Genomic DNA, 22,957 nt, shown 5'->3' with positions numbered 1-22,957 from the left:
GACGGATACATCGTCCTCTACACCAACCCGCGCGGCTCGACCTCCTACGGCGAGGAGTTCGCCAACCAGATCGAGCTTGCCGTGCGAGCGGAGGGTCCGCGCATCCTCCTCGATCCGGTGCTTCGCGAGACGCTAGAAACGGGCGGCAGGGGCATGATCGAGCCGCGTGCCGCGGGCGCCTGGCTCGCGCACAGCCTCGCGGCGGAAGGCGCTGCGTCGATCCGGCTTTCGGACCCGTCGAGCGATGTGCTGATGATCGGCGCCACGCTTCCATGACAGGGATAACGGCGCGTTAACTCCTGCCCGGCATAAGCAGCCCCGAAGCAGGGGATATCACGCGCCGTGGACGACCTGATTGCCGATTTCGTAGCCGAATGCCGCGAGATGCTTGAAGCGCTCGGCGGTGAGATCGTCGCCTGGGAGTCCGAGCCGGACGACCGCGCCCGGCTCGACAGCATTTTTCGCTTCGTCCACACCGTGAAGGGAAATTGCGGCTTCTTCGACTTCCCGCGGCTCGAATCGCTCAGCCACGCCGCCGAGGACGCGCTCGCGGATGTCCGCGCCGGCCGCCGCCACCCGGATGGCCAGCTGGTCAGCGCGGTGCTCGCAATAATCGACCGCATTGCCGAGATGGTTGCTGCAATCGAGGCCGGCGAAGAGATGCCGGGAGGGGACGACAGCGCGCTGATTCACGCTTTGGCCCCGGGCGCGGACGGGCCTGCTGCTCCTGCTGTCGCCACCGCTGCCGAGGGTCATGCGCGGCCCGCGTCGGCGCCGCGCACCATCCGGCTTTCGGTCGAGCTGCTCGACCGCGTGATGAGCACCGTCTCCGACATGGTGCTGGCCCGCAACGAGCTTGCACGGCGCCTGCGCGAGAGCCCGACCGACGTGTCCGTCGACGGTGCCTTCGAGCGCCTGTCCGCGATCATCGCCGACATGCGCGACGCGATCACCCGCACCCGTATGCAGCGCATCGAAAACCTTTTCGTCGGCCTGCCGCGCATGGTCCGGGACCTTTCCGCCGAGCTCGGCAAACAGGTGCTGGTCGATATCGAGGGCGGCGACGTCGAGCTCGATCGCGAGATGATCGAGATGATCCGCGATCCTTTGACGCACATCATCCGCAACGCTGTCGATCACGGCATCGAAAAGCCTGCCGACCGGCTAAAGGCAGGGAAGCGCGAAATCGGTATTCTCGCTGTCTCGGCGCGCCAGTCGGGCAACCAGATCCTGATCGACATCCACGACGACGGCCGCGGGATCGACGGCAAGAAGCTTGTCGTCAAGGCGCTCGACGTGGGGCTGCTCGAAAAGGACGATGCGGCGAAGCTCAGTCACCGCGAGCAACTGGCGCTGATTTTCGAAGCCGGCCTGTCGACCGCCAAGGCAGTCACCTCGATCTCCGGACGCGGCGTCGGCATGGACGTGGTCCGGTCTAACGTCGAGCGAATCGGCGGCATCGTCGAAGTCGACAGCAGGGTCGGCGAGGGGACGCGGATGACGCTCCGCGTGCCGCTCACGCTCACCATCATCCCCGCGCTCACCGTCTCCATCGACGGACAGCATTTCGCGATTCCCCGGTCGGCGATCGAGGAGATCGTCCGCGCCAACGGCGAGAGCGTCACGCTCGAGCATCTCGGCGGTGCCGGAGTCGCCACCATCCGCGGCCGGCGAGTGCCCGAAGTTTCGCTGGCGAAAATCCTCGGCATCGAAACCGCGATCGATCCCAGGGACCGCACCCTCATCGTCCTGCGGCCAGCCGGCGGCGACGTTTACGCGCTCTCGGTCGACCGCATCCACGATCATGAGGAACTGGTGGTGAAGCCCGCCGCGCCAGCGGTGATGGCGACCGGCCTCTATGCCGGCACGACGCTCGCCGACGACGGCAGCCCGATCCTCTTGTTCGATCCGGCCGGTCTCGCCCAGGTCGGCGGAGTCAAGCTCGAGGCGCAGGAGCGCTCGACGCGCATCGCCGAAGGTCCCGCCGCCGTTGTGTCCAAGGCGACCGCGGTCCTGTTGTTCCGCGCGCTCGACGGCAGTCGCCGCGCGGTGCGGCTCGCGGTCGTCGACCGGATCGAGGAAGCCCCCGTCAGCGCCGTCAGGCAAGCCGCCGGCCAGGTCCGGGTCCAGCTCGGCGAAGCGATCCTGCCGCTCGCCGGCGCGACCGGTGCCGAGCTCGGCGAGGGGAAGGTCCGCCTGTTCCGCCTTAACGACGGCGTGCACGAGATCGGCTACGCCTTCGCAGAGGTGATCGATTTCGCGGCGATCGACAATGACGTCATCCACGCCGATCGGCCAGGGGAAATCAGCGGCGTCTCGCTGATCGGCGGCGAGCCGGCCGAGCTGGTCGACGCGCACTGGCTGTTCGCCAACCATGTCGGCGCCGCGGCGCGCACGAGCGAGCAGCTGGTCTGCCGCCTTCCGAGCGACGATCCGTGGATGCAGAACATGCTTCGCCCGATCGTCGAGGCGGCCGGTTACCGGGTCGTCGGCGACGAGCATGAGAGCAATGCGGACCTGGTCATCGCTGCCCAGGGTTCCGAAGTTCCGGTAGACGCCTCGAACAAGACGATCTGGCTGAGGACCGAACCCGAGGCGGCCGGCAAGAAGGACGAGAGCATCTATCGCTACGACCGCGCCGGGCTGCTGATGGCGCTCAAGACCGCGAACGCCGGGAGGGGCAATTGAACGAGCTGCTGTTGGTCGTGACCATTGCCGGGGAGCGCGTTGCCTTGCCTGCGGCGGCGGTGGAATCCGTGGTTGAACTGGATACTCTGATCCCGGTGCCGCGCGCCGCACCCCATGTCGCGGGACTCTCCGCGCTTCGCAGCCGCGTCCTTACGGTCATAGACTGCAAGCGTTCGCTCGAGCTCGGGGAGAGCGACCGCTCCGACGGGATTCGCGAAGCGGCGGTCGTCGATTTCGACGGGCACCATTACGCGCTCATCGTCGATCTCGTGGAAGATGTGGTCGAAGCGCTGTCAGACGCCACTCCGGTGCGCGCCGCAATGGGCGCCGGTTGGGAGCGCGTGTGCGGAGGGATGGTTGACACCGAAACCGGGCCGCTGCTGCTGGTTGACGTCGCGGCGCTGATCGCCGGGACGGCGGAAGCCAAGGCGGCTTAAGGTCTTCGTTACCGTTCGCGCTTATCAGGGCCGGAGTGGGGAAGCGGGAAGCTTGAGAAATGAAGAGCTGTTTGATCGTCGATGATTCCAAGGTGATCCGCAAGGTCGCACGCCATATCCTCGAGACGCTCGAGTTCGAGGTCGAGGAGGCGGGCGACGGCCAGGAAGCGCTTTCCCGCTGCGAGGCCAAGATGCCCGATGTGGTCCTGCTCGACTGGAACATGCCGGTGATGAGCGGGATGGAGTTCCTTCGCCTGCTGCGCCAGCGCGGTCATGCCGATCAGCCGAAAGTCGTGTTCTGCACCACCGAGAACGACATGGCACATATCCGCGCGGCGCTCGAAGCGGGCGCCGACGAATATGTGATGAAGCCGTTCGACCGCGAAACGCTTCACATCAAGCTTCAGCTCGTCGGCGTCGCCTGAGTCCCCGGCGGTGGAGCGGGCGCTCGCCAGATCGCGGGACCGCCAGCCGGGGCCGCCGCCGACCAGGCGCCGAATCCGGCTGATGATCGTCGATGATTCGACGGTCGCGCGCGCAGTGCTCTCGCGGATGATCGAAAGCGATCCCGCGTTCGAGATCGCCGCCGTCGCCGGAACCGCCGAAGATGCGATCGAAGCGCTTGGCGAATGCCGGGTCGATGTCATCATCCTCGATCTCGAAATGCCGGGTGCGGGCGGGCTCAGGTCGATCCCCCGAATTATCGGCGCAGCCGCCGGAGCGAAGGTCATGATCGTGTCCTCGCTCGCCGAGGACGGCGCGGAGCAGACGGTCGCCGCGCTGGCGCTCGGCGCCACCGACACCATGCCCAAGCCCGGCACCGGGCGTTTCAACGGCAAGTTTTCCGAAATCCTGCTCGGCAAGCTGAAGGCGCTCGGCTACGCGGCGCCGGTTGCGGCCGGCGCAACTTATGCACCGCAGCCGTCCGGGCCGCACGCGGTGCTCAGGGCGATGCCGAGCGACCCCATCGACGTTCTCGCCATCGGCGCGTCGACCGGCGGCATTCATACGCTCGGCGTGCTGTTCCATGCTTTGCCCAAGCGGATCGGGGTTCCGATCCTGCTCACGCAGCATCTGCCGGCGCCTTTCATGCCGGTGTTCGCGCGTCAGCTCGGTGCGATCGCTCACCGGCCGGCCATCGTCGCGCAGGATGGGATGGTGGTCGAGCCCGATCACATCCTGCTTGCGCCCGGCGACGCACATCTGACGCTCGAGCCGCTCAAGAGCGGCGTGATCGTCCGGTTGAGCCACGGCCGCACCACGAGCGGCTGCCTGCCCTCGCTCGACCCGATGTTCGCGTCGGTCGGCGCCGTTTTTGGTGCCGGCGCGCTCGGCATCGTGCTCACCGGGATGGGGCGCGACGGGGTGGAGGGCTCTACCACGCTCGTCGCGCGCGGCGGCTCCGTGATCGCGCAGGACGAAGCGAGCTGCGCCGTGTGGGGCATGCCGCGCGCCGTGCTCGAGGCGGGACTGGTCAGCGCCGTTCTTCCGCCCGACAAGATCGCGCGGCGGATCGCTTCGCGCACGCAGGAGCAGCGCGAGTGCAGATAAGCGACAGCTCGACCCGGATCCTCGCGGGCCTGCTGGAAGCCCGCACCGGGCAGCAACTGACGATGAGCCGGCGCTGGCGGATCGAGACGGCACTTTCGTCCTTGCTGCGCGAGCGCGGGATTTCGACCCTCGACGAGCTCATCACCATCCTCGTCATGGGCAAGGAGCCGAGCTTGTCGCAAATGGTCGTCGAGGCTCTCCTCAACAACGAGACCTATTTCTTCCGCGACCGCGCGCCGTTCGACCTGCTCCAACGCTATGCGCTCCCCGAGCTGGCGCAGCGCCGCGCCAGGTCCAAGCGCCTGCGCATCTGGTCGGCGGGCTGCTCGACCGGGCAGGAAACCTATTCGCTCGCCATGCTGTTTGCCGAGGAACCGGAGAAATGGCGCGGCTGGACGATCGACATCCTCGGCACCGACGTGTCGACGGCCTGTGTCGATCGCGCCCGCAGCGGCGCCTATAGCCAATTTGAAGTGCAGCGCGGCCTCGGAATCAACCAGATGATCAAATGGTTCGAGGAGTGCCCGGACGGATGGCGCGCGGTCGAAGAGCTGCGGCGCCCGCTCCGTTTCCAGGTGCACAACCTGCTCGAACAGCCGCCCCATCCCGGCGGGTTCGACATCGTCCTGTGCCGCAATGTCCTTCTCTATCTCAGCCCCGAAAAGAAGACGCTGAGTTTTGAGCGGCTCGCCGCATCGATGGCCGAGGACGGGTGGCTGATGCTCGGCGCCGGCGAGACCGTGATCGGCCAGACGACGAGGCTCGGCGCGGACATCAATGCACGTGGGCTTTACCGGCTCGTCAGCGGCGGCCAGGTGGAAAAGCGCCAGAGCGACCGGCGAGCGACGTCCGCGAGGGCTTGACCGCAGCAGCCGTCTCGTGCGCCAATCGGTCGCGCATGGAACTGGACTTCATCGAGCGGCGGTCCCCGAACTTCGACGAGCGCAAGCTCCCGGTGTCGATGATCGTGCTTCACTACACCGGAATGCCGGATGCGGAGGGGGCGCTCGACCGCCTGACTTCGCCGGAAGCGAAGGTCTCCGCCCATTATATGGTCGACGAGGACGGGCTGATCTACCGCCTGGTGGAGGAATCGAAACGCGCTTGGCACGCCGGCAAGTCGCGCTGGCGCGGGATCACGGACGTCAATTCGGCGAGCATCGGGATCGAGATCGTCAATCCCGGCCACGAATTCGGTTATCGCGACTTTCCCGACGAGCAGATGGCCGCGGTCATTCCGCTCGTGGCCGACATCAAGGAGCGGCACGGCATCGGCCGCGGCAATGTCGTCGGTCATTCCGACGTCGCGCCGGACCGCAAGGAGGATCCCGGCGAGCTGTTCCCCTGGCATGCGCTGGCCAAGCGGCGCCTCGCGCTGCCGAGCCCGACGCGTGAGCTCATCGACCCTTATTGGACCGACGCCGGCTTCCTCCTCGCGCTCGAGCGGTTCGGTTATGACGTCACCGACTCGCAGAAGGCGGTGATCGCCTTCCAGCGCCGCTTCCGCCCCGACCTGATCGACGGAATCGTGGACGGCGAATGCCGCGCGAAGCTGTTGGCGCTGTTGCTGCCCCGGCCGCAATAATAAGCGAACGCCGAGGCGCTAATGTCTGTCTTCATTCGATGAGGCGCCGGTACGCGGGCGGGGAACGTCCCTGCAAGCGGGCAGTCCCCTTCCGCGAACATGAATTTTGATCCCGTGCCAGACAAGCGGGTGAAGCGAATATCCGGTCCGGCATCGCGCCGAACGTCCGTCGCCGGACAGATTGTAGACGGCGACCGCAAGTGCAAGCGCAAGCAGCAAGGCAATAATCCGGACGCGTTTCAGCAAGGGCTGCACCTCGGTTCGCTTGTGCGGCTTAACACGTGCTCGTGCCGCATGTCCTTTGGCGTAAGACGCCGGCGCGATCAGGTTCGTCGGGCACATTTGATGTCCGTCAAGTTGACGGGACTCCGCAGTGAGTGTCTGCCCGGAACATGCGGGAGCAATGGGCTCCGGAGTATGGTTTCGACCATTGCCGACATTGCGAGCTGGCTAGAATTTCAGACGGCCGCTCGCCACGATCCGCCGCCTGAAGGCGTGTTCGTCGCCTCCGTCGGTGTCGTAATAGCGGACATCCAACGTGACGCGCTTAACCGGAGCCCAGGCCAGCCCAGCATTCAAAGCCGTGTAATCGGCACCGCCGCTTCGCTCGCGTCTGCCCACCGCTACGCTCGCCGTCAGGAATCTTGCCAGTTTGTAGGAGATGCCGCCCTCGGCGAAGAGCGTCCTTTCGGTTGAACCGAGATCGTCAGGGCTCCAGACGATAGAGAGCCGCGGCGTCAACGCCCCCAGTGGCCGCGCGATCGATCCGGCAATCTCTAGCGCACTGCTGTCCGACCCGGGCGCCGGGTCGATGGCGTGCTTCAAGCCGGCGCTCGCGGCGAGATCGAAACCGCGCGCATTGGAGCGAAGGCCGACAACTGCCGCCGCCTCGCCGTCGGCGCTCGAGGAGTCGACATTCTTGCCGTATCCGCCGACGTAAACGGTCCCAAGCGAAAGCTCGCCGCGCACGAGCAGTTGCGGCCCGCTCGTTTGGGCAAGCCCCTTCGACATGCCGGTGCTGGCGATGTTGAACTCGATCGCTGGTACGGGAGGGGGAACGTCGATCATCGGGCTCTCCAGGTTAGAGCGCGCGCGTTGCGGCGTAGACTAAGGCCGCGATTGCAGCCGAGGCCGGGATCGTCACGATCCAGGCTACGAGGATATTGCCGGCAACTCCCCAGCGGACGGCGGAAGCCCTTCGCGCTGCCCCGACGCCCATGATCGCCCCCGTGATCGTGTGCGTGGTTGAAACCGGGATGCCGAACGCGGTTGCTCCGAACAGCATGAACGCGCCGCCCGTCTCCGCGCAGAATCCTTGGTGAGGGGTCAGGCGTGTGATCTTCGAGCCCATCGTGTGAACTATACGCCAGCCGCCCATGAGCGTGCCGAGGCCCATCGCTGTTTGAGCGGCGAGAATGACCCACAAAGGCACGTGAAATTCGCCATGGAGGTAGCCCGTGCTGAACAGCAGCACCGTAATGATGCCCATCGTCTTCTGGGCATCGTTGGCGCCATGGCCGATCGAATAAGCAGCAGAGGACACCAGCTGCATGCGCCGGAAGCTCTTGTCCGCGGTGCCGGCCGCGACCGGCTTGAACAACCATGAGGAGATCACGACCATCAATAGCGCCATGGCCATGCCGAGCAACGGCGCTGCAAAAATGAAGATGCTGGTCTTGATCACGCCCGACGAAACGATCGCCGCAAACCCGCCCTTGGCCGTACCCGCGCCGACCAGTCCGCCGACGAGCGCGTGACTGCTGCTCGATGGAAGCCCAAGGGACCAGGTCAGCACATTCCACAGGATTGCCCCGGCAAGAGCGCCGAAAATCACGGCCGCGTCGACAATCGCCGGATCGATGATTCCCTTGCCTATCGTCTCGGCGACGTGGAGGCCGATGAACATGAAGGCGATAAAGTTGAAGAAGGCCGCCCACGCGACTGCGAGCTGCGGCGACAGCACGCGTGTGGCGACGACGGTCGCGATGGAGTTCGCAGCGTCGTGCAATCCATTGATGAAGTCGAATGCGAGTGCGACGGCGATTAGCGCGACCAGCAAGGGCAGCGCGATTGTCGGGTCCATGGGTGAGAGCTCCCGCCTCAGGCGTGATCGATGACAATGCCCTGGATTTCGTCGGCTACGTCCTGGAACCGGTCGAGAACCCGTTCGACGTAGCGGAACAGTTCGCGGCCGGTGAAGAACACTATGGGCCGCTCGGCACCGTGTTGCTCGTAGAGCGCGGCCAGCCCTTCATCGTGCAAGTCGTCTGCTCGCCCTTCGAGCTCGACGACCGCCTCGGTGATCTGGTGGAGCCGGGCGGCATTGCGTCCTACATTGCGCATCAGCGGAATGGCCTCACGGACCAGCCGCGCCGCCTCACCGGCAAGCTTTCCCGAGGCGCGCATTTGCGGCTCGAACTCGGTAACACCGTAGATGCGGACCGTCTTGGCGGTGTGCCAGATTTCATCCACCACGTCGTCCATGGATGAGATCAACGACGTGATCGCGCTGCGGTCGAACGGGGTAATGAAGGAGCGGCGCACGGCGGTAAGGACATCGCGAGTGATGTCGTCAGCCACCGCTTCTAGCCGCCGGATTTCGTGCAGGGCAGAGGTGACAGACTGGCCTGTCAGCAGCTCCGCAAGCGAGTCAGATGCACTGACAAGCACGTCCGCCTGACGTTCGAACAAGTCGAAATACTTGTCCTCGCGCGGCAGGATTTTTTGAATCACTCCACCCATATCGCTTTTTCCGCATCCGCTGGTTTGGTCTGCCGCAGACCTAGCGGTGCTGTGCGACGGCGAAGCGACGGCTTGGTTGCAGTTTTGTGACGGTCGTCAACTGGCGTCGAGCGAGTAGCCGGCCGAGCGAACGGTGCGGATGAGGTCGGGGGCGCCGCCGTGGTTGAGCGCCTTGCGCAGGCGCCTGACGTGGACGTCGACGGTGCGCGAGTCGATGTCGAGGTCGTGCGACCAGACCGCCTCCAGCAGCCGCTCCCGCGAGAAGACGCGGCCCGGATTTTCCATCAGGTGGCGAAGCAGCCGGAACTCCGTGGGCCCGAGCGGGACTGCCTTTCCGGAGCGGCGCACACGGTGCGCCTGTACGTCCATTTCGACATCGGCGTAGACTAGCTGCTCTCCCGCCAGAGCGGGCCTGACCCGACGGAGCACGGCGCCGACCCGCGCCAGCAGCTCGCGCGGGCTAAACGGCTTCGTCACATAGTCGTCGGCGCCGGTGTCGAGGCCGCGGATGCGGTCGCTCTCCTCGCCGCGGGCGGTGAGCATGATGATCGGCACGTGTGCGGTGGAAGTGCGCCTGCGAAGGCGCCGGCAGACCTCAATCCCGCTCACCCCTTCGATCATCCAGTCGAGGATCACGAGGTCCGGCGTTCGCTCATCGGCGAGTAGCAGCGCCTCGTCGCCGTCTGCCGTGCGGACGATGTCGTACCCTTCCCGGGTGAAGTGCCAGATCAGCAGGTCTGCGAGAGCGCGGTCGTCTTCGACGAGCAACAGTCGGGGCTTGGTCACGGCGCACCTTGCATAGCGCCGGCACGTGACACTTTTATGAAAGCTCGGCGGCTACGGGGAGCAGGACGATTACTGTCGTGCCCCGGCCGGGCTGGCTGTCGATTTGCAACCGGCCGCGATGCCGTTCGATGATATGCTTGACGATCGAAAGGCCGAGCCCGGTACCGCCAAGCGAGCGGCTGCGGCCGGTGTCGACCCGATAGAAGCGCTCGGTTACCCGCGCCAGATGCTCAGCCGCTATACCTTCGCCCTCATCGGCGACTGACAGGCGGACCATCGCCCCTTCCGCGCGGGCGCCGACTCGGACGGGGGTGCCGGGCTCGCCGTACCGCAACGCATTGGAAAGAAGGTTGTCGAGCAGCTGCGTGATCTGGCTCGCGTCGCCGGAGATCCGTGGCAGGCCGGAAGGTATGTCGCGGATGAGGCACGAGCCGCGCTCTTCGGCAGCGCGCCGCTCGCTTTCCAGCGCCTGCTCGATCAGGGGCTCGAGCGCGATCGCGTCGGTCGGAGCGGTGAATTTCTCGGCTTCGATGCGCGACAGCGATATCAGGTCTTCGACGACGCGCTGCATCCGCCGCGCTTCGTCATGGACGACCGAAAGGAAGCGTTCGCGGGTGCCGGAATCGATTTCGTCGGCCTGATCGCGGAGGGTTTCAGTATAGCCGATCAGGGTGGACAGCGGTGTGCGCAGTTCGTGGCTGGCGTTGGCGACGAAATCGACGCGCATCTGCTCGGCCGCGCGCGCCTCGCTCCGGTCGATGAAGCGGATCAGCAGGGCGCCGTCGGGAAGCTCGGCGATGCGCATCAGCCAATGCCGGCGTGAGCCGCCGAGTCCGGTAAGCTCGACGCCGTCGCCGCGGGCAGTGCCGGGACGCTCCAGTGCTTCCAGCGCGGCCGGGTGGGAGATGGCGCGGTCGACAGGTTGCCGGTCGATATCCTTGCCGAGGAGCGACCGGGCGGCCGAGTTGGCGGCCGCAACCTCTCCGCCCGAAGCGACGAGCGCCGCCTCGGTCAAGGCTTCGAGCAGGGACTGCCTGGCGTCGACCTCGGCCATTGCTCTGGAATAAATGATGCTGTCCTCCAGCGCCAGCGAGGCGTCCCATTGCGCCGCTCGCTGGCACGCTCCGGCGGGCGTCAATCTCTCAGGGATGGCGCGTCCGCGTCTGACTCGTAACTTCCCGGGGCTTTGCTTATATCGACGATGCCAGAGGGCCGGGCGGCCGCGGGCTTCGCAAGAAGCGCGAGGAAAGTCCGGGCTCCACGGAACTCACGGTGCCGGGTAACACCCGGCGGTGCGTCAACGCCTTGAGCGAAGGCGCATCAGGGACAGTGCCACAGAAAGGACACCGCCTCGGCTTCGGCCGGGTAAGGTCGAAAGGGTGCGGCAAGAGCGCACCGCGGCCCTGGCGACAGAGCCGGCACGGTAAACCCCACCGGGTGCAAGACCGAATAGGGGCGGCATATGGGCCTGGTTCCGGCTCGCCGCCCGGGTTGGTTGCTTGAGGGGCGGGGCAACTCGTCTCCTAGAGGAATGGTCGCCCAGTCACGCCAAAAGGCGCGATGGACAGAACCCGGCTTACAGGCCCTCTGGCACTTCCGCTCCCGTCATTGCGAGGAGCGAAAGCGACGAAACAATCCAGGTGTACCGCTGGATTGCTTCGCTACGCTCGCAATGACGTACTGGGATGCTAAGTGGAGCGTTGATGGCCAAACAGAAGAGATCGGACGACTGGGGATTTCCGCGCTGGCGCTCCTATGGAGACAAGGGCCGCTCGGCGGCCAAGCTGCGCCTGTGCGACCGCGAAGGCTGCAACGAAATCGGCGACCGGCCGGCGCCCAAAGCCCCAAACAGCCCCGAGCGCTGGTACTTTTGCGAGGGGCACGCGGCCGAATACAACAAGAACTGGAACTATTTCGCTGGCCTTAGCCCCGAGGAGGCAGCACGGCGTGCGGCCGACGAGGAGCGGGGCAATGCGGGGTTCCGCCAGTCCGCACAGTGGAAATGGGCGGGACCGGGCGACGGCAGCCGGAGCCGCGACGAGATGCGCGCGCTCAATGCGCTCGAGCTCGACAGCGATGCTGACCTTGCAGCGGTCAAGGCTGCCCACCGGCGGCTGGTGAAGGAAACGCACCCCGACGCCAATCCCGGCGACGAAGAGGCCGCCAGGCGCTTCAAGCAGGTCCAGGCGGCATACGACGTCCTCAGGAAAGCCGAAGAACGGAAGAGCGGGAAGGTGGCCTGATCGAAGCTTTCACGGCTCCATTTTCCAACTCGCGCATTAATGGCGTGCGGGAAGACAATCATGGCAGTGAACTTCGATAGCTTCTTCATGGCCGGTTTCGAATGCTCGTCGCACCGTCGGCGCGATGGCGTTCGGCTCGACTTGATCCGCGCGACCGCGCACGATCGCCACGCCCTGGAGGACTATCGATTGTGCAAACGCTACGGCTTCGGCACGCTGCGCGACGGCCTCCGCTGGCACCGGATCGAGAAGTCTCCCGGCCAGTACGACTGGTCGTGCTGGATGCCCATGCTCGAGGCTGCCGAGGAGGCGGGGGTGCAGGTGATCTGGGACCTGTTCCACTATGGCTCGCCCGATTGCCTAGACCAGGGCGCGTCTGACTTTCCCGAACGATTTACCCATTTTGCGCTCGCGGCGCTTGAAGTGCAGCAGTCGGTCAGCGACCGACCGCCACTGGTCTGCCCGTTGAACGAGATCAATTTCCTCTCCTGGGCGGTCGATGACGGCTATTTCCCCCCCGTCGGTCCGGGAGAGCGCGGCTGGTTCAAGCAACAACTGGTCAGGACCGCCATTGCGTCCGCGAAGGCCATCAAGCAGCGATGGCCGCGGGCGACGATCATCTGGGCCGAGCCGCTGATCCACATCGCGCCGCATGACGGCCGGCGCGAATCGGTGCGCGGCGCCGAGCGCAACCTCAAGGGCATGTACGAAGCCTATGACTGGATTACGGGCCGGGCCAAGCCCGAACTCGGCGGCGACCCATCGTTCGTCGACGTGATCGGCCTCAATTTCTACCCGCACAACCAATGGTACTGGAATGGCCCGACCATTCCGATGGGCCATCACGAATATCGGCCGCTCGCGGACATGCTGATCGAGATGGCGGATCGTTATGATAAGCCGATCATGCTCTCGGAGACTGGAGCCGAAGGGAGCGGCAAGCCCTCGTGGCTGCACTACGTCTGCAACGAGGTGCGCCACGCGGTTAGCCGCGGCGCCGACGTTCGCGGCACCTGCTGGTACCCGATCACCGCTTACCCGGGCTGGGACAATTCGAGGCATGCCGAAACCGGGCTGTTCTCGAGCGTCGTTGCCGACGGCAGCCGCCACGTCGACGAACGGTTGTTGGCCGAGTTCGAGCTGCAACGGCGGCAGTTCGACGAACTGGAAGCGCAGCGCACGCGCCGCGCTCCGCGGCCGCGCGCGGTGGCCTAGGTAACCGGCGCCGCCTGCGGCTCGTCCGACGGCGTGCCGACGAAAGGCCAGCCGTCGCGCCACTCGATGCGGTCGATGAGGAGCACCCGCCGGCTGTTGAGCTCGTCCTCCTGCCGCTGGCGCGGCCGGTTCACGTCGATCGCGTGATAGACGATCCACACATCGCCCGCCGTGTCGGTGACGATCGAATTGTGCCCGGGCGCAAGCCATCGTTCGCTTTTGAACAGCATCAGACTGTGCGGCACGCCCTTGGCCTGCTCAAGCGTCTCGAACGGCCCGGTCGCGCTGGTCGAGCGCGCGACCATCACGCCATATTCAGCATCCGGCCCGCAGCAATTGTCGCCCGAATAGAAGAGGTAATAGAAATCGTCGTGGCAGATCACCCATGACGCCTCCACGAGCCGCGGGAACGAGCCGTTCTTGCCGTTCGGCCAGATCAGCTCGATCGGTTCGCTGTGCGGCGCGAACGACATTCGATCGGCGGCAAGCTCCTGCACCCGGATCGGCTGAAAGCCGGATCCCCAGTAGAGCAGATGCTTGCCCGAAGCGGGATCGTCGAATGCCATTGGATCGATGAACTCGAAGCTTTCGCCCGCGAGGAGCGGCTCGCCGACATCGGTGAATGGGCCTTCCGGCGACGTCGAGGTGGCGACGGCGAGGGCATGGCCGCGCTCGTGGTGATGGCAAATGTCGGGTGTCGCGGAATAATACATGAAGTAGGTCGAGCCATCGAAGATGATGCTCGGCGCCCAGAAGTCCTGAGTAGTCTTCGCCCAGTCGGGCTTTTCCGGGAGCGCGTCGCCGACATGCTCCCAATGGACAAGGTCGGCCGATCGCGTGACCTGGATGTTGATCCACTGGCCATCGCGCAGAGTCTGCGTGCCGTAGGCGTAGTAAAAGCCGTCATCGGCCTTGATCACCGCCGGATCGGGAAAATCCTGGTCGAGCACTGGATTGAGATAGGATCCCGGCGATGCGGCGGTCGAAGGCATTACCGCGCTGCCGGACATCGGAAAGTCATCGGAATCGAATGAACTGCGCATGCAAGCGACATATGGCGCGCCCTGCTGTTGCGAAAGCGTTATTCGGCCTTGGAATCAGGCAGCAGCAGCTAGGCTGCGGCGGCGTAACGCTCCGCGGTTTCCTGGATCAGGGCGATCATGTTCGGGACGCCCTGGGTGCGGTTCGCGCTCAGATGCTTTCGCAGTTCGAACGGCGCGAGCGCTTCGGCGATGTCCATGCGCGCGACTTCTGCCGCGGGCCTGTCCTGGACCGCGGAAAGGACGAGCGCGACGATGCCCTTGGTGATCGCGGCGTTGCTGTCGGCGAGGAAGTGCAGGCGTCCTTCGGCCACGGTCGGATAAACCCACACCGATGCCGAGCAGCCACGCACTTTCGTGGCATCGGTTTTCAACGCGTCGGGCATGGGCTCGAGCTGACGGCCGAGATCGATCAGCAGCCGGTAGCGGTCCTCGGTTTCGACCAGCTGATATTCTTCCAGGATCTCGGACAGGGCGGTGAGGCCGGCCATCGGGCGGCCCTAGCTCCTTATCGGTCGCGGAGCGACTCGATTTCCCGCGAGAGGCTATTCTCTTTCTCGACCGTGATCCGCTCGAGCACCTTGAGCCGTTCCTGGAGCTGGGTGAGTTCCTCCCGAAGCCGCCGGTTCTCCGCCTCTCCCTGCGGGTTGTCCCAGACCACCGGATGGCGCGGACCTCTCAGGCCGGCGCGGATGATCGACCCGAGCATGACGATGGCAACGATCGCGATCGCGGTGATCTGGCCGCCATCCATCAGGCCTTGTCCTCCTCGGCGATGCGGTCGCGGTCGCGAAGCGCTTCGATCTGTTCAGCGGTTTCGGCGCCGCGGTCGGTAACGATGCGCTCGAGCACGCGGATGCGCTCCTGCAGCTGCTGTACCTGGCCCTTCAGCCGATCGTTCTCGCGATTTTCAAGTGGGGGGTCGCCCCGCATCTCGCGCATGGAGCGGGAGGGGATGCCAAGCTTGTGCCGGATGATCGTGAAGGCGAACACGATGAACAGGACGGCAAGGACGAACTCAAATGGATTCATGGCGGCTACGGACCCTCGGTCGCGCGATGTATCTTAGATACATCATCTGGCATCAACGGCGTGCGATTCAAGCGGGGTCGTCCGCGGAGGCGCGCGTTCGGCTGATCGGCAATGGCGCCTGGCGCAATGCCTCGATCTGCGCCGCGGTCTGTGCGCCGCCATCGGTGACGATCTGCTCGAGGACGCGAACCCGCTGCTCGAGCTCGCTGGAGCGCGATGCATATTGGGCGGCCTTTTCCGCCGCGCTCATCGCCTCGACCTCCAGTTGCTTCTCACGATATTTGAAGAAGCGGTTGGCGAGCACCATCAGGAAGATGACGGGCAGGCCGATGACGATCAGCGCGATGAAGACTTCGGCCGGGCCCATCACGCATTCCCTCCTTTGTCGATTCCAAGCGCATCGATGTCGCGCGCCAGCCTGGACGGTTGATCGGTGGCGATCCGCTCGAGCGTCTCGAGCCGGTCCTTCATCGACCCGACCTCGGCCCGCAACTGCGCGTTCTCACTGGTCAGCAGGCGGATCCGTTCGACCGTTTCCCCGTCGGACTTCGGGTGCAGAGGCATGCCCCATGAGTTCTGGAGCGGATAGCCGTTCCTGATCCTGATCCAGGTGTTCAGGAACGAGCCGCCGACGCCCAAAGCGACGATGATCGCGACATACGGCAGGATGTTGCCGACGAAGGTGAGTATCTGAAGCAGATCAGGATCCATGGCTTTTGCCCCCTTGTTACTGAAGTCTATCGAAGCCGCTCGATTTCTTGAGCGAGCGAGCGGTTTTCGGTCGTCACATAGCTCTCGATGTCCGCGAGCCGCCGGTCGATGTCCTTGAACCGCGAGCGGATGTCGCGCGCGGCCCGTGCCGGCGAGGCGCGCACGCCCTGCCAGAAGTGCCGCTCCTCGCTGCCCCGATATTCGAGTTCGCGGGGCTTCGTCGGAGTGATCCAGCCGGCGATGAAATAGAAGGGCAGGACCGACCCGCCGCTCATGAACACCGCCGCGAGAAAGCAGATGCGGACAAGCGCGACATCGAACCCGGTGTAATCGGCGATTCCGGCGCACACGCCCAGCACCTTCCCGCCCTGCTTGTCCCGGTAGAAGCGCGTGCGGCTCGCCGGCTGGCCCGGATAGTCGAAGTCGCTCGGGTAACCGGGCTCGCCGTATTGCGGCTCGTTGGAGCGCAACTGCGGCTGGTTCGTCCGCCGTTCCCGTGTCGGATAGCGCTTGTAAGCCATGCTATTCCCCGTCCGCCAGAAGGCGCCGGCTGTCGTCGCGCTCGCGCCCGGGCAGGCACTGCTGCCGCCAGTTCGGGTTCTCCGCGGCCATGATCCGTTCGATCGTGCACAGCCGGTCGTCGAGTCGGCGCGCCGCTTCGTGGAGCTCGTCGAGAAGCTTTTCGTCGCCCGATGTCAGCGTCGCCGCCTGCTTCCATTTCGTCACATAATGGAAAATGAGCCACGGCAGTCCGACGAAGATCGAGACGATCGCCAGCGCCCCGACCATGTAGCCAAGTACGTCTTCCATTCGCTTATTTCCCCCTGGCCTTGAGTGCGGCCTTCATGGCTTCGAGCTCCTTGTCGACTGATTCGGCGGCCTTGAGCTCGGCGATTTCTTCTTCGAGGCTCTTGGGCCCGGTCATGCCGAGCGCGTCGGCGCGGCCCTCGGCGAAATCCGCCCGGCGTTCCAGCAGCTCGAACTTCGAAAACGCGTCCTCGGTACGGTTGCCGTTCAAGAGCTCGCGGGCGCGGCCGCGTGTGACTGCGCTTTCGAAGCGAGCGGCAATCGCATTCTGGCGCGCGCGCGCCTCGCGCAGCTTGTTCTGGAGCTTGGCGATGTCGACCTCGTAGCCCTTGAGCGTATCGTCGATGACCTTGATCTCGTCGCGCAGCCCCTGGCCCATGTCGGCGGCCTTCTGCCGCTCGATGAGCGCAGCCTTCGCAAGGTCCTCCCGCTCCTTCGATAGCGCGAGCTCCGCCTTTTCCGTCCAGTTCTTCTGAAGTTCGTCGAGGCGCGCGAGCGCGCGGCGCATCTCCTTCGCGTCGGCAATGCAGCGGGCGGCCGAGGCGCGGACCTCGACCAATGTCTCCTCCATCTCGAGGATTACCATGCGGATCATCTTCGCCGGGTCTTCCGACCGGTCGAGCATCTCGGTGATGTTCGCCGCGAAGATGTCCCGTGTTCGGGAAAAGATACTCATCCAGTCACTCCGAATTCCAAAATCAGGCGCCTAAACCTGCTCACATCCATACAAGGTCCGTGCCATGTTGAAGGAAACAGCCAACTTCCGCTGAAACTTGCGTTTTCCCGCCTGAAAACAAGGCGAAAATCCTTGCCAATTGGTGGGATTTGCCACCAACAGTCGGCCAGATTCGTGAGAGACAATATGGAACGCGCGGACCAATTCATTGGCCAAAGCCTCGCCTTTCTCGACGCTGTCGAGCGGGCGAGTCGCGCCGCGCCGCTCAATCGCCCGGTGCTCGTCATCGGCGAGCGCGGTACCGGCAAGGAGCTGATCGCGGAGCGTCTCCACCACCTGTCCTCACGCTGGGCCGGGCCACTGATTATCATGAACTGCGCAGCGCTCCCGGAAAACCTGATCGAAGCCGAGCTGTTCGGACACGAGGCCGGAAGCTTTACCGGAGCCGCCAAGACCCGTCACGGACGGTTCGAGGAGGCGGACGGAGGAACCTTGTTCCTCGACGAGCTGGGGACGCTGTCGATGGCGGCCCAGGACCGGCTGCTGCGCGCCACGGAATATGGCGAGATCACGCGCATCGGCGCATCGAAGCCGATCGGCGTCGACGTCCGCATCGTCGCTGCGACAAACGAAAATCTCCCGGACCAGGTGGAACGGGGGAAGTTTCGCGCCGATCTGCTGGACAGGCTCTCGTTCGAGGTCATCACTTTGCCGCCGCTGCGCGCGCGGCAAGGCGACGTGCCGTTGCTCGCCGAGCATTTCGGGCGGCGCATGGCGCTCGAGCTCGACTGGAGCAACTGGCCGGGGTTCACGCCGCATGCGGTTGCCGCGCTCGAGGCCTATGGCTGGCCAGGCAACGTCCGCGAGTTGAGGAACGTGATCGAGCGCGCCGTCTACCGCCACGAAGATCCCGAGCGGGCGATCGACGAGATCAATTTCGACCCGTTTCATTCCCCTTGGGCGCCTGCGCGTTCCGGAACGCCGCCAGTCGCCGCAGCCGCGGATACCCCGGCAAACGGTGCCGCTGACGGCCCGGCCGCGACGTCCGTCAACCAGGCAGCACAGCCGCCTCTTTCGACCAGCGACTTTCGCGCGGCGGTCGCCGATTACGAACGGCAGCTGCTCGAGGACGCGCTCCAGCGGAACCGGTTCAACCAGCGCGCGACCGCCGCCGCGCTGAACCTCAGCTACGACCAGCTTCGGCATGCGCTGAAACGCCACAAGCTGCAGGACAGCGCGGCTTAGAAGCGGTGCCGCGGAAGCGCTTCTGGAGCCGGCTCACCGCGGCGCTGTTTCTTGGCACGGTACTGATAGTCGCTATCGGCTACGCAAATGCGACGGCAGCGCCCGTGGTGCGTCGGCTCAACCTGCAGGTTTCCGACTATCCGGCCGATGCGAGGCCGGTCCGGATCGTCCTCCTCTCCGACGTGCATGTGCATGCGCCTGACATGCAGCCGTCGCGCGTCACGAAGATCGTCGACCAGATCAATGCGCTTCGCCCGGACATCGTGGTCGCGGCGGGCGATTTCACCGGCAACAACTGGATCGGGCGCGACTACCTGCCGGCCGAGGCGATCGCGCCCTTAAAGGGGCTCCAAACCAGGCTTGGCGCTTACGCGGTGCTCGGCAACAACGATTACCAGGCCGGTGCCGGCGACGTCGCGCGCGCGCTTGAGAGCGCTGGTGTGCGTGTCCTCCGAAACGACGCGGTGGCGGTCGGACCGGTCGCGCTCGGCGGCATCGACGGACGCATTCATCACAGCCTTGCCGCATGGGCGGCGGCGCGGCAGGCGACCTACGACGCGCTCGAAGGGACACCGGGTGTACAGGTCCTCGCCGCGCACCGCCCGGACGAATTCGTGCCCGCACCGCCGTCAGTCAGACTCGTTCTGGCCGGCCATACGCATTGCGGGCAGATCGTCATTCCCTTCTTCGGCGCGCTGGAAAGCGGCTCCGATTACGGCATGCGATACCTGTGCGGGGTCCATCGCGACGGATCGAAGCTGCTGGTGGTCACGGCAGGGCTGGGGACGAGCCACGTCCCGCTGAGGTTCGGAGCGCCGCCGGACCTATGGCTGCTCACGATCGAGGGGGCCGCAGCGGTGCCTGTGCGGAATTGACGGCAGCGGGTTCACAACGGTCTGGCCCGTCTGCTAATCCGATCCAATGAAGGGACCGAGAGTTAGCGAAGGCGCCAGTTCCGCCAGCCTGGCCGTTCCGGCACTCATCGTCGTCCTCGTCCTGGTGCTCGGCGCGACCATCTATCTTTGGCGAGCGAGGTACATCAGGCGCCGGACGGCCTATGTCACCATGCTGGTGCTGGTCATTGCGCTCGCCGGCCTTGGCCTGTGGATGTATTGGTACCCGATGCAGGATCTCGGTCCCTAGCCGCTTGCGGCTGACCGGCGCCAGCTAGCCTTTTTGCGGCAGTATGCGGCCGTTCAGCGTCACTTTTCCGCGGATAATCGAATCCTCGAGGTGTGCGTTGCCGCGGATCGACGTCGTTCCGAGATAGGTGCCGCGCGGGCCCGACGGCGCTGCCGAGCGCTGGGACATGTCGCAATCCTCGTAGATTACCTGTGATTGAGACAGCGGCAGAACGCCGTCGGCGATCAGGCGAAAGCGGCAGCGCCGGAACCGCACGTTGGGGCTTTTGAGGATGATCGCGATCCACTTCCCCTTCGGGAGGAAGACCTTGCCGGTGGGGCTGAGGGCCGGGTCGTCGGTAAACGTGCAATCCATAAACTGTGCTGCACGCGCCGGGTCGGCATCGCCGCGGGCGTGGTTGATCGCGCCGACGAACAGGCAATTGCGGAACTTCATTTCGGGGCGGTCCGGCCACGCCGACCAGTTCGTCGTCCCGACGAACTTGCAGCGCTCGAAGCGCAGGTCGGCCGACTTGCCCGTGCCGGCGACGAGGCCGAAGCCGTGGTTGTCGGAAAATTCGCAATCCTCGAATGCGACGTTGCGGATCGGCGATCTTTCCGCTTCGACGTCGACGCCCGCGCCGGGGCTGCCGTGGATCCCGGCCCTCCCGGTGTGGCGGAACTTGCAGCGCTGGAACAGCAGGTTGCGGCCGCCGGTGACGCTGCAGCCCTGGCGCCCGTTAAAATCGCAACTCGTGTCGGTGGCGAGGGTCGCACCGGCGCGATCGACACCGGGAGCCAGAATCATCCCGTCCTGAGCATGATGGTGGCTGTAAATCCGCTCCAGACGCTCCGGCCCCAGGTTCTGCGACAGCACGAGCCCCGTGCCGCCGGACTGGAAGCCGCCCTTGCCGTACCTGCCCCCGACCGCGAGCCGCTGCAGGTTCCCATCGAGCTCGATGTTGCTGATCTCGATCGGACCCGAACAGTGATTGATGTTGATCATCGCCCAATAGGGCATCGCCCGATTGGTCAGGTCGATTCCGCGGCCGTTCGGCAGCGGCTTGCCGGACTGCGGATCGAACCGCCCGAAGCGCAGTCCGGAGGCGCATTTCAGTTTCGCGCCATTGCCGCGGATCGTCACCGCGCGCCTGCATTTTTCGATCCGGATGATCTTTGAACCGGCAAAGGAGGGCTCGTTGCGGCCACGCCCGCGCTGCTGCCGGCCGACGATGTAGGTCACCGGCCTCAGGACGATCGTGCCGCCGCCGCGCGCGTTCACGTGCTCGGACATTGCCGCGAAGGCGTCCGTGTCGTTGGTCCGCCCGTCGCCTTTGGCCCCGAACATCTCGGGCGTCACCGCTCCGGCAGGAGCGGCGCACCGCGCGCCGGTCGCGGCGAGACCGACGGCGCCTGCGCCCACAATGAACTGCCGCCTCGAAGCACCCATTGCGCGAGCTTGTAGCCGATTCCATGAACGGTTGCAGAAGCGGCGATGAAAAATCAGTCGACGTCGCACCGAGCGGAGACGAAAAGCGGGCCGATGGGGAACGAAGTGGCTCTACAGGACAGCAAGCCGCTGGACAGCGCGGCGCCTGGGCAGCCGGCCGTCCGTCTTCATATCCTTCACGTGATCAGCGGCCTTGGCCTCGGCGGTGCTGAAACCGTTCTGTGGCGCCTCGCGACCCATTCGGATGGCGTCGACCACGAAGTGATCTGCCTCGGGCCGCGCGACTGGTACAGCGACCGGCTGGAGGAACACGGGATCCGGGTGCACCACGTCGGCTTCTCCTCGCTCGGGGCGGCAGCGGTTCGGGCAGGGCATCTCCACCGGCTGATCAAGTCGAGCCCGGCGGACCTGGTGCAGGGGTGGATGTACCGCGGCAATGTAGTCGGCGGGCTCGTCGCGAGGCTCGCCGGCAAGCCGGTGGTGTGGAACGTCCGTTCGTCTACCCTCGCGCCACTTCGGCTGGGCTCGCGGATCCTTGCGAGGGCCGGCGGCCCGCTCGCGCGCTGGGTCCCCGATCACATCATCAATTGCTCGAACGAGTCCGCGCGCCTCCATGCCCGCCTGGGCTATGACGCCGCCGAGGGCAGCACGATCCCAAACGGCTATGATGCCAATCGTTACCGGCCCGACGCCAAGGCTCGCGCCGCGATTCGTGCTTCCCTCGGCATCGACGCGGACACGTTTCTACTCTGCACCATTGGCCGGTGGCACGCGCAGAAGGGCTTTCCCGAGTTGCTCGAGGCGCTCGGCCTGCTGCGCGAGCGCAAAATCCCGGTGCGGCTGCTCATGGTCGGCCGCGATCTCGACGGCAATAATGTCGAGCTGGGCAGGCTCATCGAGCGGGCGGAGTGCCGCGAACTGGTCCAGCCGATCGGCGAGCGCACCGACATTCCGGAGATTGCGCGCGCGCCCGACCTCCATGTTCTAGCCAGCATCGGCGCTGAAGCCTTTCCCAACGTGGTCGCCGAGACGATGCTTTCAGGGACGCCCAACGTGGCGACGGACGTCGGCGACGCGGCCTTCATCGTCGGTGATACGGGCTGGACGGTTGCGCCGGGGGACGCGGACGCGCTCGCCGGAGCGATCGAGCAGGCGTATCTGGAATGGGCGAACTCCCCCGACAAATGGCGCGAGCGGCGCGAGGCGGCACGGCGGCGAATCGCCGACAATTTCACCATCGAGCGGATGGTGGAGGCCTATGAAGAGGTATGGCGGAAAGTCGCGCGCAGGCGCGGCGGCCCGGCCGCCGCAGTAGCGAAGGCCAGGACGGCTTCGCCCGGCCGGTCGCCGACAGCGCGCCTCGAGTCCAGCAACCTCGATGCAAGGACCGTCGCGGGCTTCGGCCGCGAATGGGACCATTTCGACCAGACGGAGCTCGCCGGCGAGGAATATGACGACCTGTTCTCCGCCTATTTCGGAATCTTCCCGTTCGACGATCTGCCGCAGGGCGCTGAACGTCGACCCCGGAAACCTCGCCATGCGCTACAGCGCCGCCGCGACCGCCGCCGCAATTTTGCAGGACGAGGAGCAGGCGCTCGAGATTCTCGCGCCGTTCGCCGAGGCCGTCA

At 65.5% G+C, this 22,957-nt stretch carries 28 protein-coding genes and 1 other RNA gene; 14 read left to right on the top strand and 15 right to left on the bottom strand.

Going from position 1 to position 22,957, the window contains the following annotated elements:
• The 7 genes from GH737_RS15150 to GH737_RS04725 form a co-directional block, all read left to right on the top strand.
• Positions 1-276 (top strand): histidine phosphotransferase family protein (locus GH737_RS15150; RefSeq protein ID WP_239018329.1); only part of this gene is annotated, 276 nt, incomplete at its 5' end.
• A 66-nt stretch (positions 277-342) separates the two neighbouring features.
• Positions 343-2,688, top strand: a complete 2,346-nt coding sequence (locus GH737_RS04750; RefSeq protein ID WP_155263711.1) for a chemotaxis protein CheA — start codon at positions 343-345, stop codon at positions 2,686-2,688.
• Complete coding sequence (locus GH737_RS04745; protein WP_155263710.1) at positions 2,685-3,125, top strand: chemotaxis protein CheW; 441 nt, start codon at positions 2,685-2,687, stop codon at positions 3,123-3,125. The genes GH737_RS04750 and GH737_RS04745 overlap by 4 nt, the downstream gene beginning before the upstream one ends.
• A 59-nt stretch (positions 3,126-3,184) precedes the next feature.
• Positions 3,185-3,550 (top strand): response regulator, encoded by a 366-nt coding sequence (locus tag GH737_RS04740; protein ID WP_155263709.1) that lies wholly within the window; start codon positions 3,185-3,187, stop codon positions 3,548-3,550.
• Positions 3,551-3,632: 82 nt separating this feature from the next.
• Positions 3,633-4,676, top strand: a complete 1,044-nt coding sequence (gene cheB / locus GH737_RS04735) for a chemotaxis-specific protein-glutamate methyltransferase CheB (RefSeq protein ID WP_155263708.1) — start codon at positions 3,633-3,635, stop codon at positions 4,674-4,676.
• A complete protein-coding gene (locus GH737_RS04730; protein ID WP_230558624.1) occupies positions 4,667-5,539 on the top strand; it encodes a CheR family methyltransferase in 873 nt (290 codons plus the stop codon). Before cheB ends, GH737_RS04730 begins: the two co-directional genes overlap by 10 nt.
• 35 nt (positions 5,540-5,574) lie before the next feature.
• Positions 5,575-6,261, top strand: coding sequence for an N-acetylmuramoyl-L-alanine amidase (locus GH737_RS04725; protein ID WP_420853417.1), 687 nt, complete (start codon positions 5,575-5,577; stop codon positions 6,259-6,261).
• A gap of 450 nt (positions 6,262-6,711) precedes the next feature.
• Here the strand turns inward: GH737_RS04725 and GH737_RS04720 are convergent, their stop codons facing one another.
• The 5 genes from GH737_RS04720 to GH737_RS04700 form a co-directional block, all read right to left on the bottom strand.
• The gene (locus GH737_RS04720; RefSeq protein WP_155263707.1) at positions 6,712-7,329 is read right to left on the bottom strand and encodes a hypothetical protein; all 618 of its coding nucleotides are present in this window, start codon (positions 7,327-7,329) and stop codon (positions 6,712-6,714) included.
• Between the two features lie 13 nt (positions 7,330-7,342).
• Positions 7,343-8,344 carry an inorganic phosphate transporter gene (locus tag GH737_RS04715; protein WP_155263706.1) on the bottom strand — a complete coding sequence of 334 codons (1,002 nt, stop codon included), beginning with the start codon at positions 8,342-8,344 and terminating at the stop codon, positions 7,343-7,345.
• 17 nt (positions 8,345-8,361) lie between these two features.
• Positions 8,362-8,994: a DUF47 domain-containing protein gene (locus GH737_RS04710; RefSeq protein ID WP_230558623.1), complete on the bottom strand. Its 633-nt coding sequence runs from the start codon at positions 8,992-8,994 to the stop codon at positions 8,362-8,364.
• A gap of 105 nt (positions 8,995-9,099) precedes the next feature.
• Positions 9,100-9,789 (bottom strand): phosphate regulon transcriptional regulator PhoB, encoded by a 690-nt coding sequence (gene phoB / locus GH737_RS04705; protein ID WP_155263704.1) that lies wholly within the window; start codon positions 9,787-9,789, stop codon positions 9,100-9,102.
• Positions 9,790-9,823: 34 nt separating this feature from the next.
• Positions 9,824-10,843: a sensor histidine kinase gene (locus GH737_RS04700; protein WP_155263703.1), complete on the bottom strand. Its 1,020-nt coding sequence runs from the start codon at positions 10,841-10,843 to the stop codon at positions 9,824-9,826.
• A gap of 150 nt (positions 10,844-10,993) precedes the next feature.
• Between GH737_RS04700 and rnpB the strand changes: the two genes are divergently transcribed.
• The 3 genes from rnpB to GH737_RS04685 all read left to right on the top strand — a co-directional run bounded on the left by rnpB (position 10,994) and on the right by GH737_RS04685 (position 13,247).
• Positions 10,994-11,384: RNase P RNA component class A (gene rnpB / locus GH737_RS04695), an RNA gene on the top strand.
• A 108-nt stretch (positions 11,385-11,492) separates the two neighbouring features.
• Entirely contained in the window at positions 11,493-12,032 is a 540-nt protein-coding gene (locus GH737_RS04690; RefSeq protein WP_155263702.1) for a J domain-containing protein, read from the top strand.
• Positions 12,033-12,092: 60 nt separating this feature from the next.
• A complete protein-coding gene (locus GH737_RS04685; protein ID WP_155263701.1) occupies positions 12,093-13,247 on the top strand; it encodes a glycoside hydrolase family protein in 1,155 nt (384 codons plus the stop codon).
• On the opposite strand, the gene GH737_RS04680 is transcribed toward GH737_RS04685, so the two are convergent.
• The 9 genes from GH737_RS04680 to pspA all read right to left on the bottom strand — a co-directional run bounded on the left by GH737_RS04680 (position 13,244) and on the right by pspA (position 17,513).
• Complete coding sequence (locus GH737_RS04680) at positions 13,244-14,290, bottom strand: glycoside hydrolase family 43 protein (RefSeq protein ID WP_230558622.1); 1,047 nt, start codon at positions 14,288-14,290, stop codon at positions 13,244-13,246. The two genes, GH737_RS04685 and GH737_RS04680, sit on opposite strands and share 4 nt — an antisense overlap.
• Positions 14,291-14,358: 68 nt before the next feature.
• A complete protein-coding gene (locus GH737_RS04675; RefSeq protein ID WP_155263699.1) occupies positions 14,359-14,778 on the bottom strand; it encodes a SufE family protein in 420 nt (139 codons plus the stop codon).
• A 17-nt stretch (positions 14,779-14,795) separates the two neighbouring features.
• Positions 14,796-15,041, bottom strand: a complete 246-nt coding sequence (locus GH737_RS04670) for a hypothetical protein (RefSeq protein WP_155263698.1) — start codon at positions 15,039-15,041, stop codon at positions 14,796-14,798.
• The gene (locus tag GH737_RS04665) at positions 15,041-15,319 is read right to left on the bottom strand and encodes a hypothetical protein (RefSeq protein ID WP_155263697.1); all 279 of its coding nucleotides are present in this window, start codon (positions 15,317-15,319) and stop codon (positions 15,041-15,043) included. Before GH737_RS04665 ends, GH737_RS04670 begins: the two co-directional genes overlap by 1 nt.
• A 67-nt stretch (positions 15,320-15,386) precedes the next feature.
• A complete protein-coding gene (locus GH737_RS04660) occupies positions 15,387-15,686 on the bottom strand; it encodes a hypothetical protein (RefSeq protein WP_155263712.1) in 300 nt (99 codons plus the stop codon).
• On the bottom strand, positions 15,686-16,030 hold the full coding sequence (locus GH737_RS04655) for a hypothetical protein (RefSeq protein WP_155263696.1): 345 nt from the start codon (positions 16,028-16,030) through the stop codon (positions 15,686-15,688). Before GH737_RS04655 ends, GH737_RS04660 begins: the two co-directional genes overlap by 1 nt.
• Before the next feature lie 26 nt (positions 16,031-16,056).
• A complete protein-coding gene (pspC, locus tag GH737_RS04650; RefSeq protein ID WP_155263695.1) occupies positions 16,057-16,551 on the bottom strand; it encodes an envelope stress response membrane protein PspC in 495 nt (164 codons plus the stop codon).
• 1 nt (position 16,552) lies between these two features.
• Positions 16,553-16,840: an envelope stress response membrane protein PspB gene (gene pspB / locus GH737_RS04645; protein ID WP_155263694.1), complete on the bottom strand. Its 288-nt coding sequence runs from the start codon at positions 16,838-16,840 to the stop codon at positions 16,553-16,555.
• A gap of 4 nt (positions 16,841-16,844) precedes the next feature.
• A complete protein-coding gene (gene pspA / locus GH737_RS04640; RefSeq protein WP_155263693.1) occupies positions 16,845-17,513 on the bottom strand; it encodes a phage shock protein PspA in 669 nt (222 codons plus the stop codon).
• 186 nt (positions 17,514-17,699) lie between these two features.
• On the opposite strand from pspA, the gene pspF reads away from it, so the two are divergent.
• Genes pspF through GH737_RS04625 form a run of 3 tightly spaced genes read left to right on the top strand, consistent with a single transcriptional unit; the run spans position 17,700 to position 19,901 of the window.
• Positions 17,700-18,758 carry a phage shock protein operon transcriptional activator gene (pspF, locus tag GH737_RS04635; protein WP_155263692.1) on the top strand — a complete coding sequence of 353 codons (1,059 nt, stop codon included), beginning with the start codon at positions 17,700-17,702 and terminating at the stop codon, positions 18,756-18,758.
• A gap of 5 nt (positions 18,759-18,763) precedes the next feature.
• The gene (locus GH737_RS04630) at positions 18,764-19,633 is read left to right on the top strand and encodes a metallophosphoesterase (protein WP_155263691.1); all 870 of its coding nucleotides are present in this window, start codon (positions 18,764-18,766) and stop codon (positions 19,631-19,633) included.
• Positions 19,634-19,679: 46 nt separating this feature from the next.
• Positions 19,680-19,901, top strand: a complete 222-nt coding sequence (locus GH737_RS04625) for a hypothetical protein (protein WP_155263690.1) — start codon at positions 19,680-19,682, stop codon at positions 19,899-19,901.
• Positions 19,902-19,925: 24 nt separating this feature from the next.
• On the opposite strand, the gene GH737_RS04620 is transcribed toward GH737_RS04625, so the two are convergent.
• Entirely contained in the window at positions 19,926-21,329 is a 1,404-nt protein-coding gene (locus GH737_RS04620; protein ID WP_155263689.1) for a right-handed parallel beta-helix repeat-containing protein, read from the bottom strand.
• A gap of 93 nt (positions 21,330-21,422) precedes the next feature.
• Between GH737_RS04620 and GH737_RS04615 the strand changes: the two genes are divergently transcribed.
• Positions 21,423-22,957: glycosyltransferase (locus tag GH737_RS04615; RefSeq protein ID WP_196232983.1), on the top strand; the 1,535-nt coding region annotated here is incomplete at its 3' end.

Origin of the sequence: Sphingomonas segetis (assembly GCF_009720245.1) — a bacterium.
Taxonomy (GTDB): domain Bacteria; phylum Pseudomonadota; class Alphaproteobacteria; order Sphingomonadales; family Sphingomonadaceae; genus Sphingomicrobium; species Sphingomicrobium segetis.
Note: the sequence above shows the minus strand (reverse complement) of the source record. Positions and strands in the feature narration are given on the sequence as shown.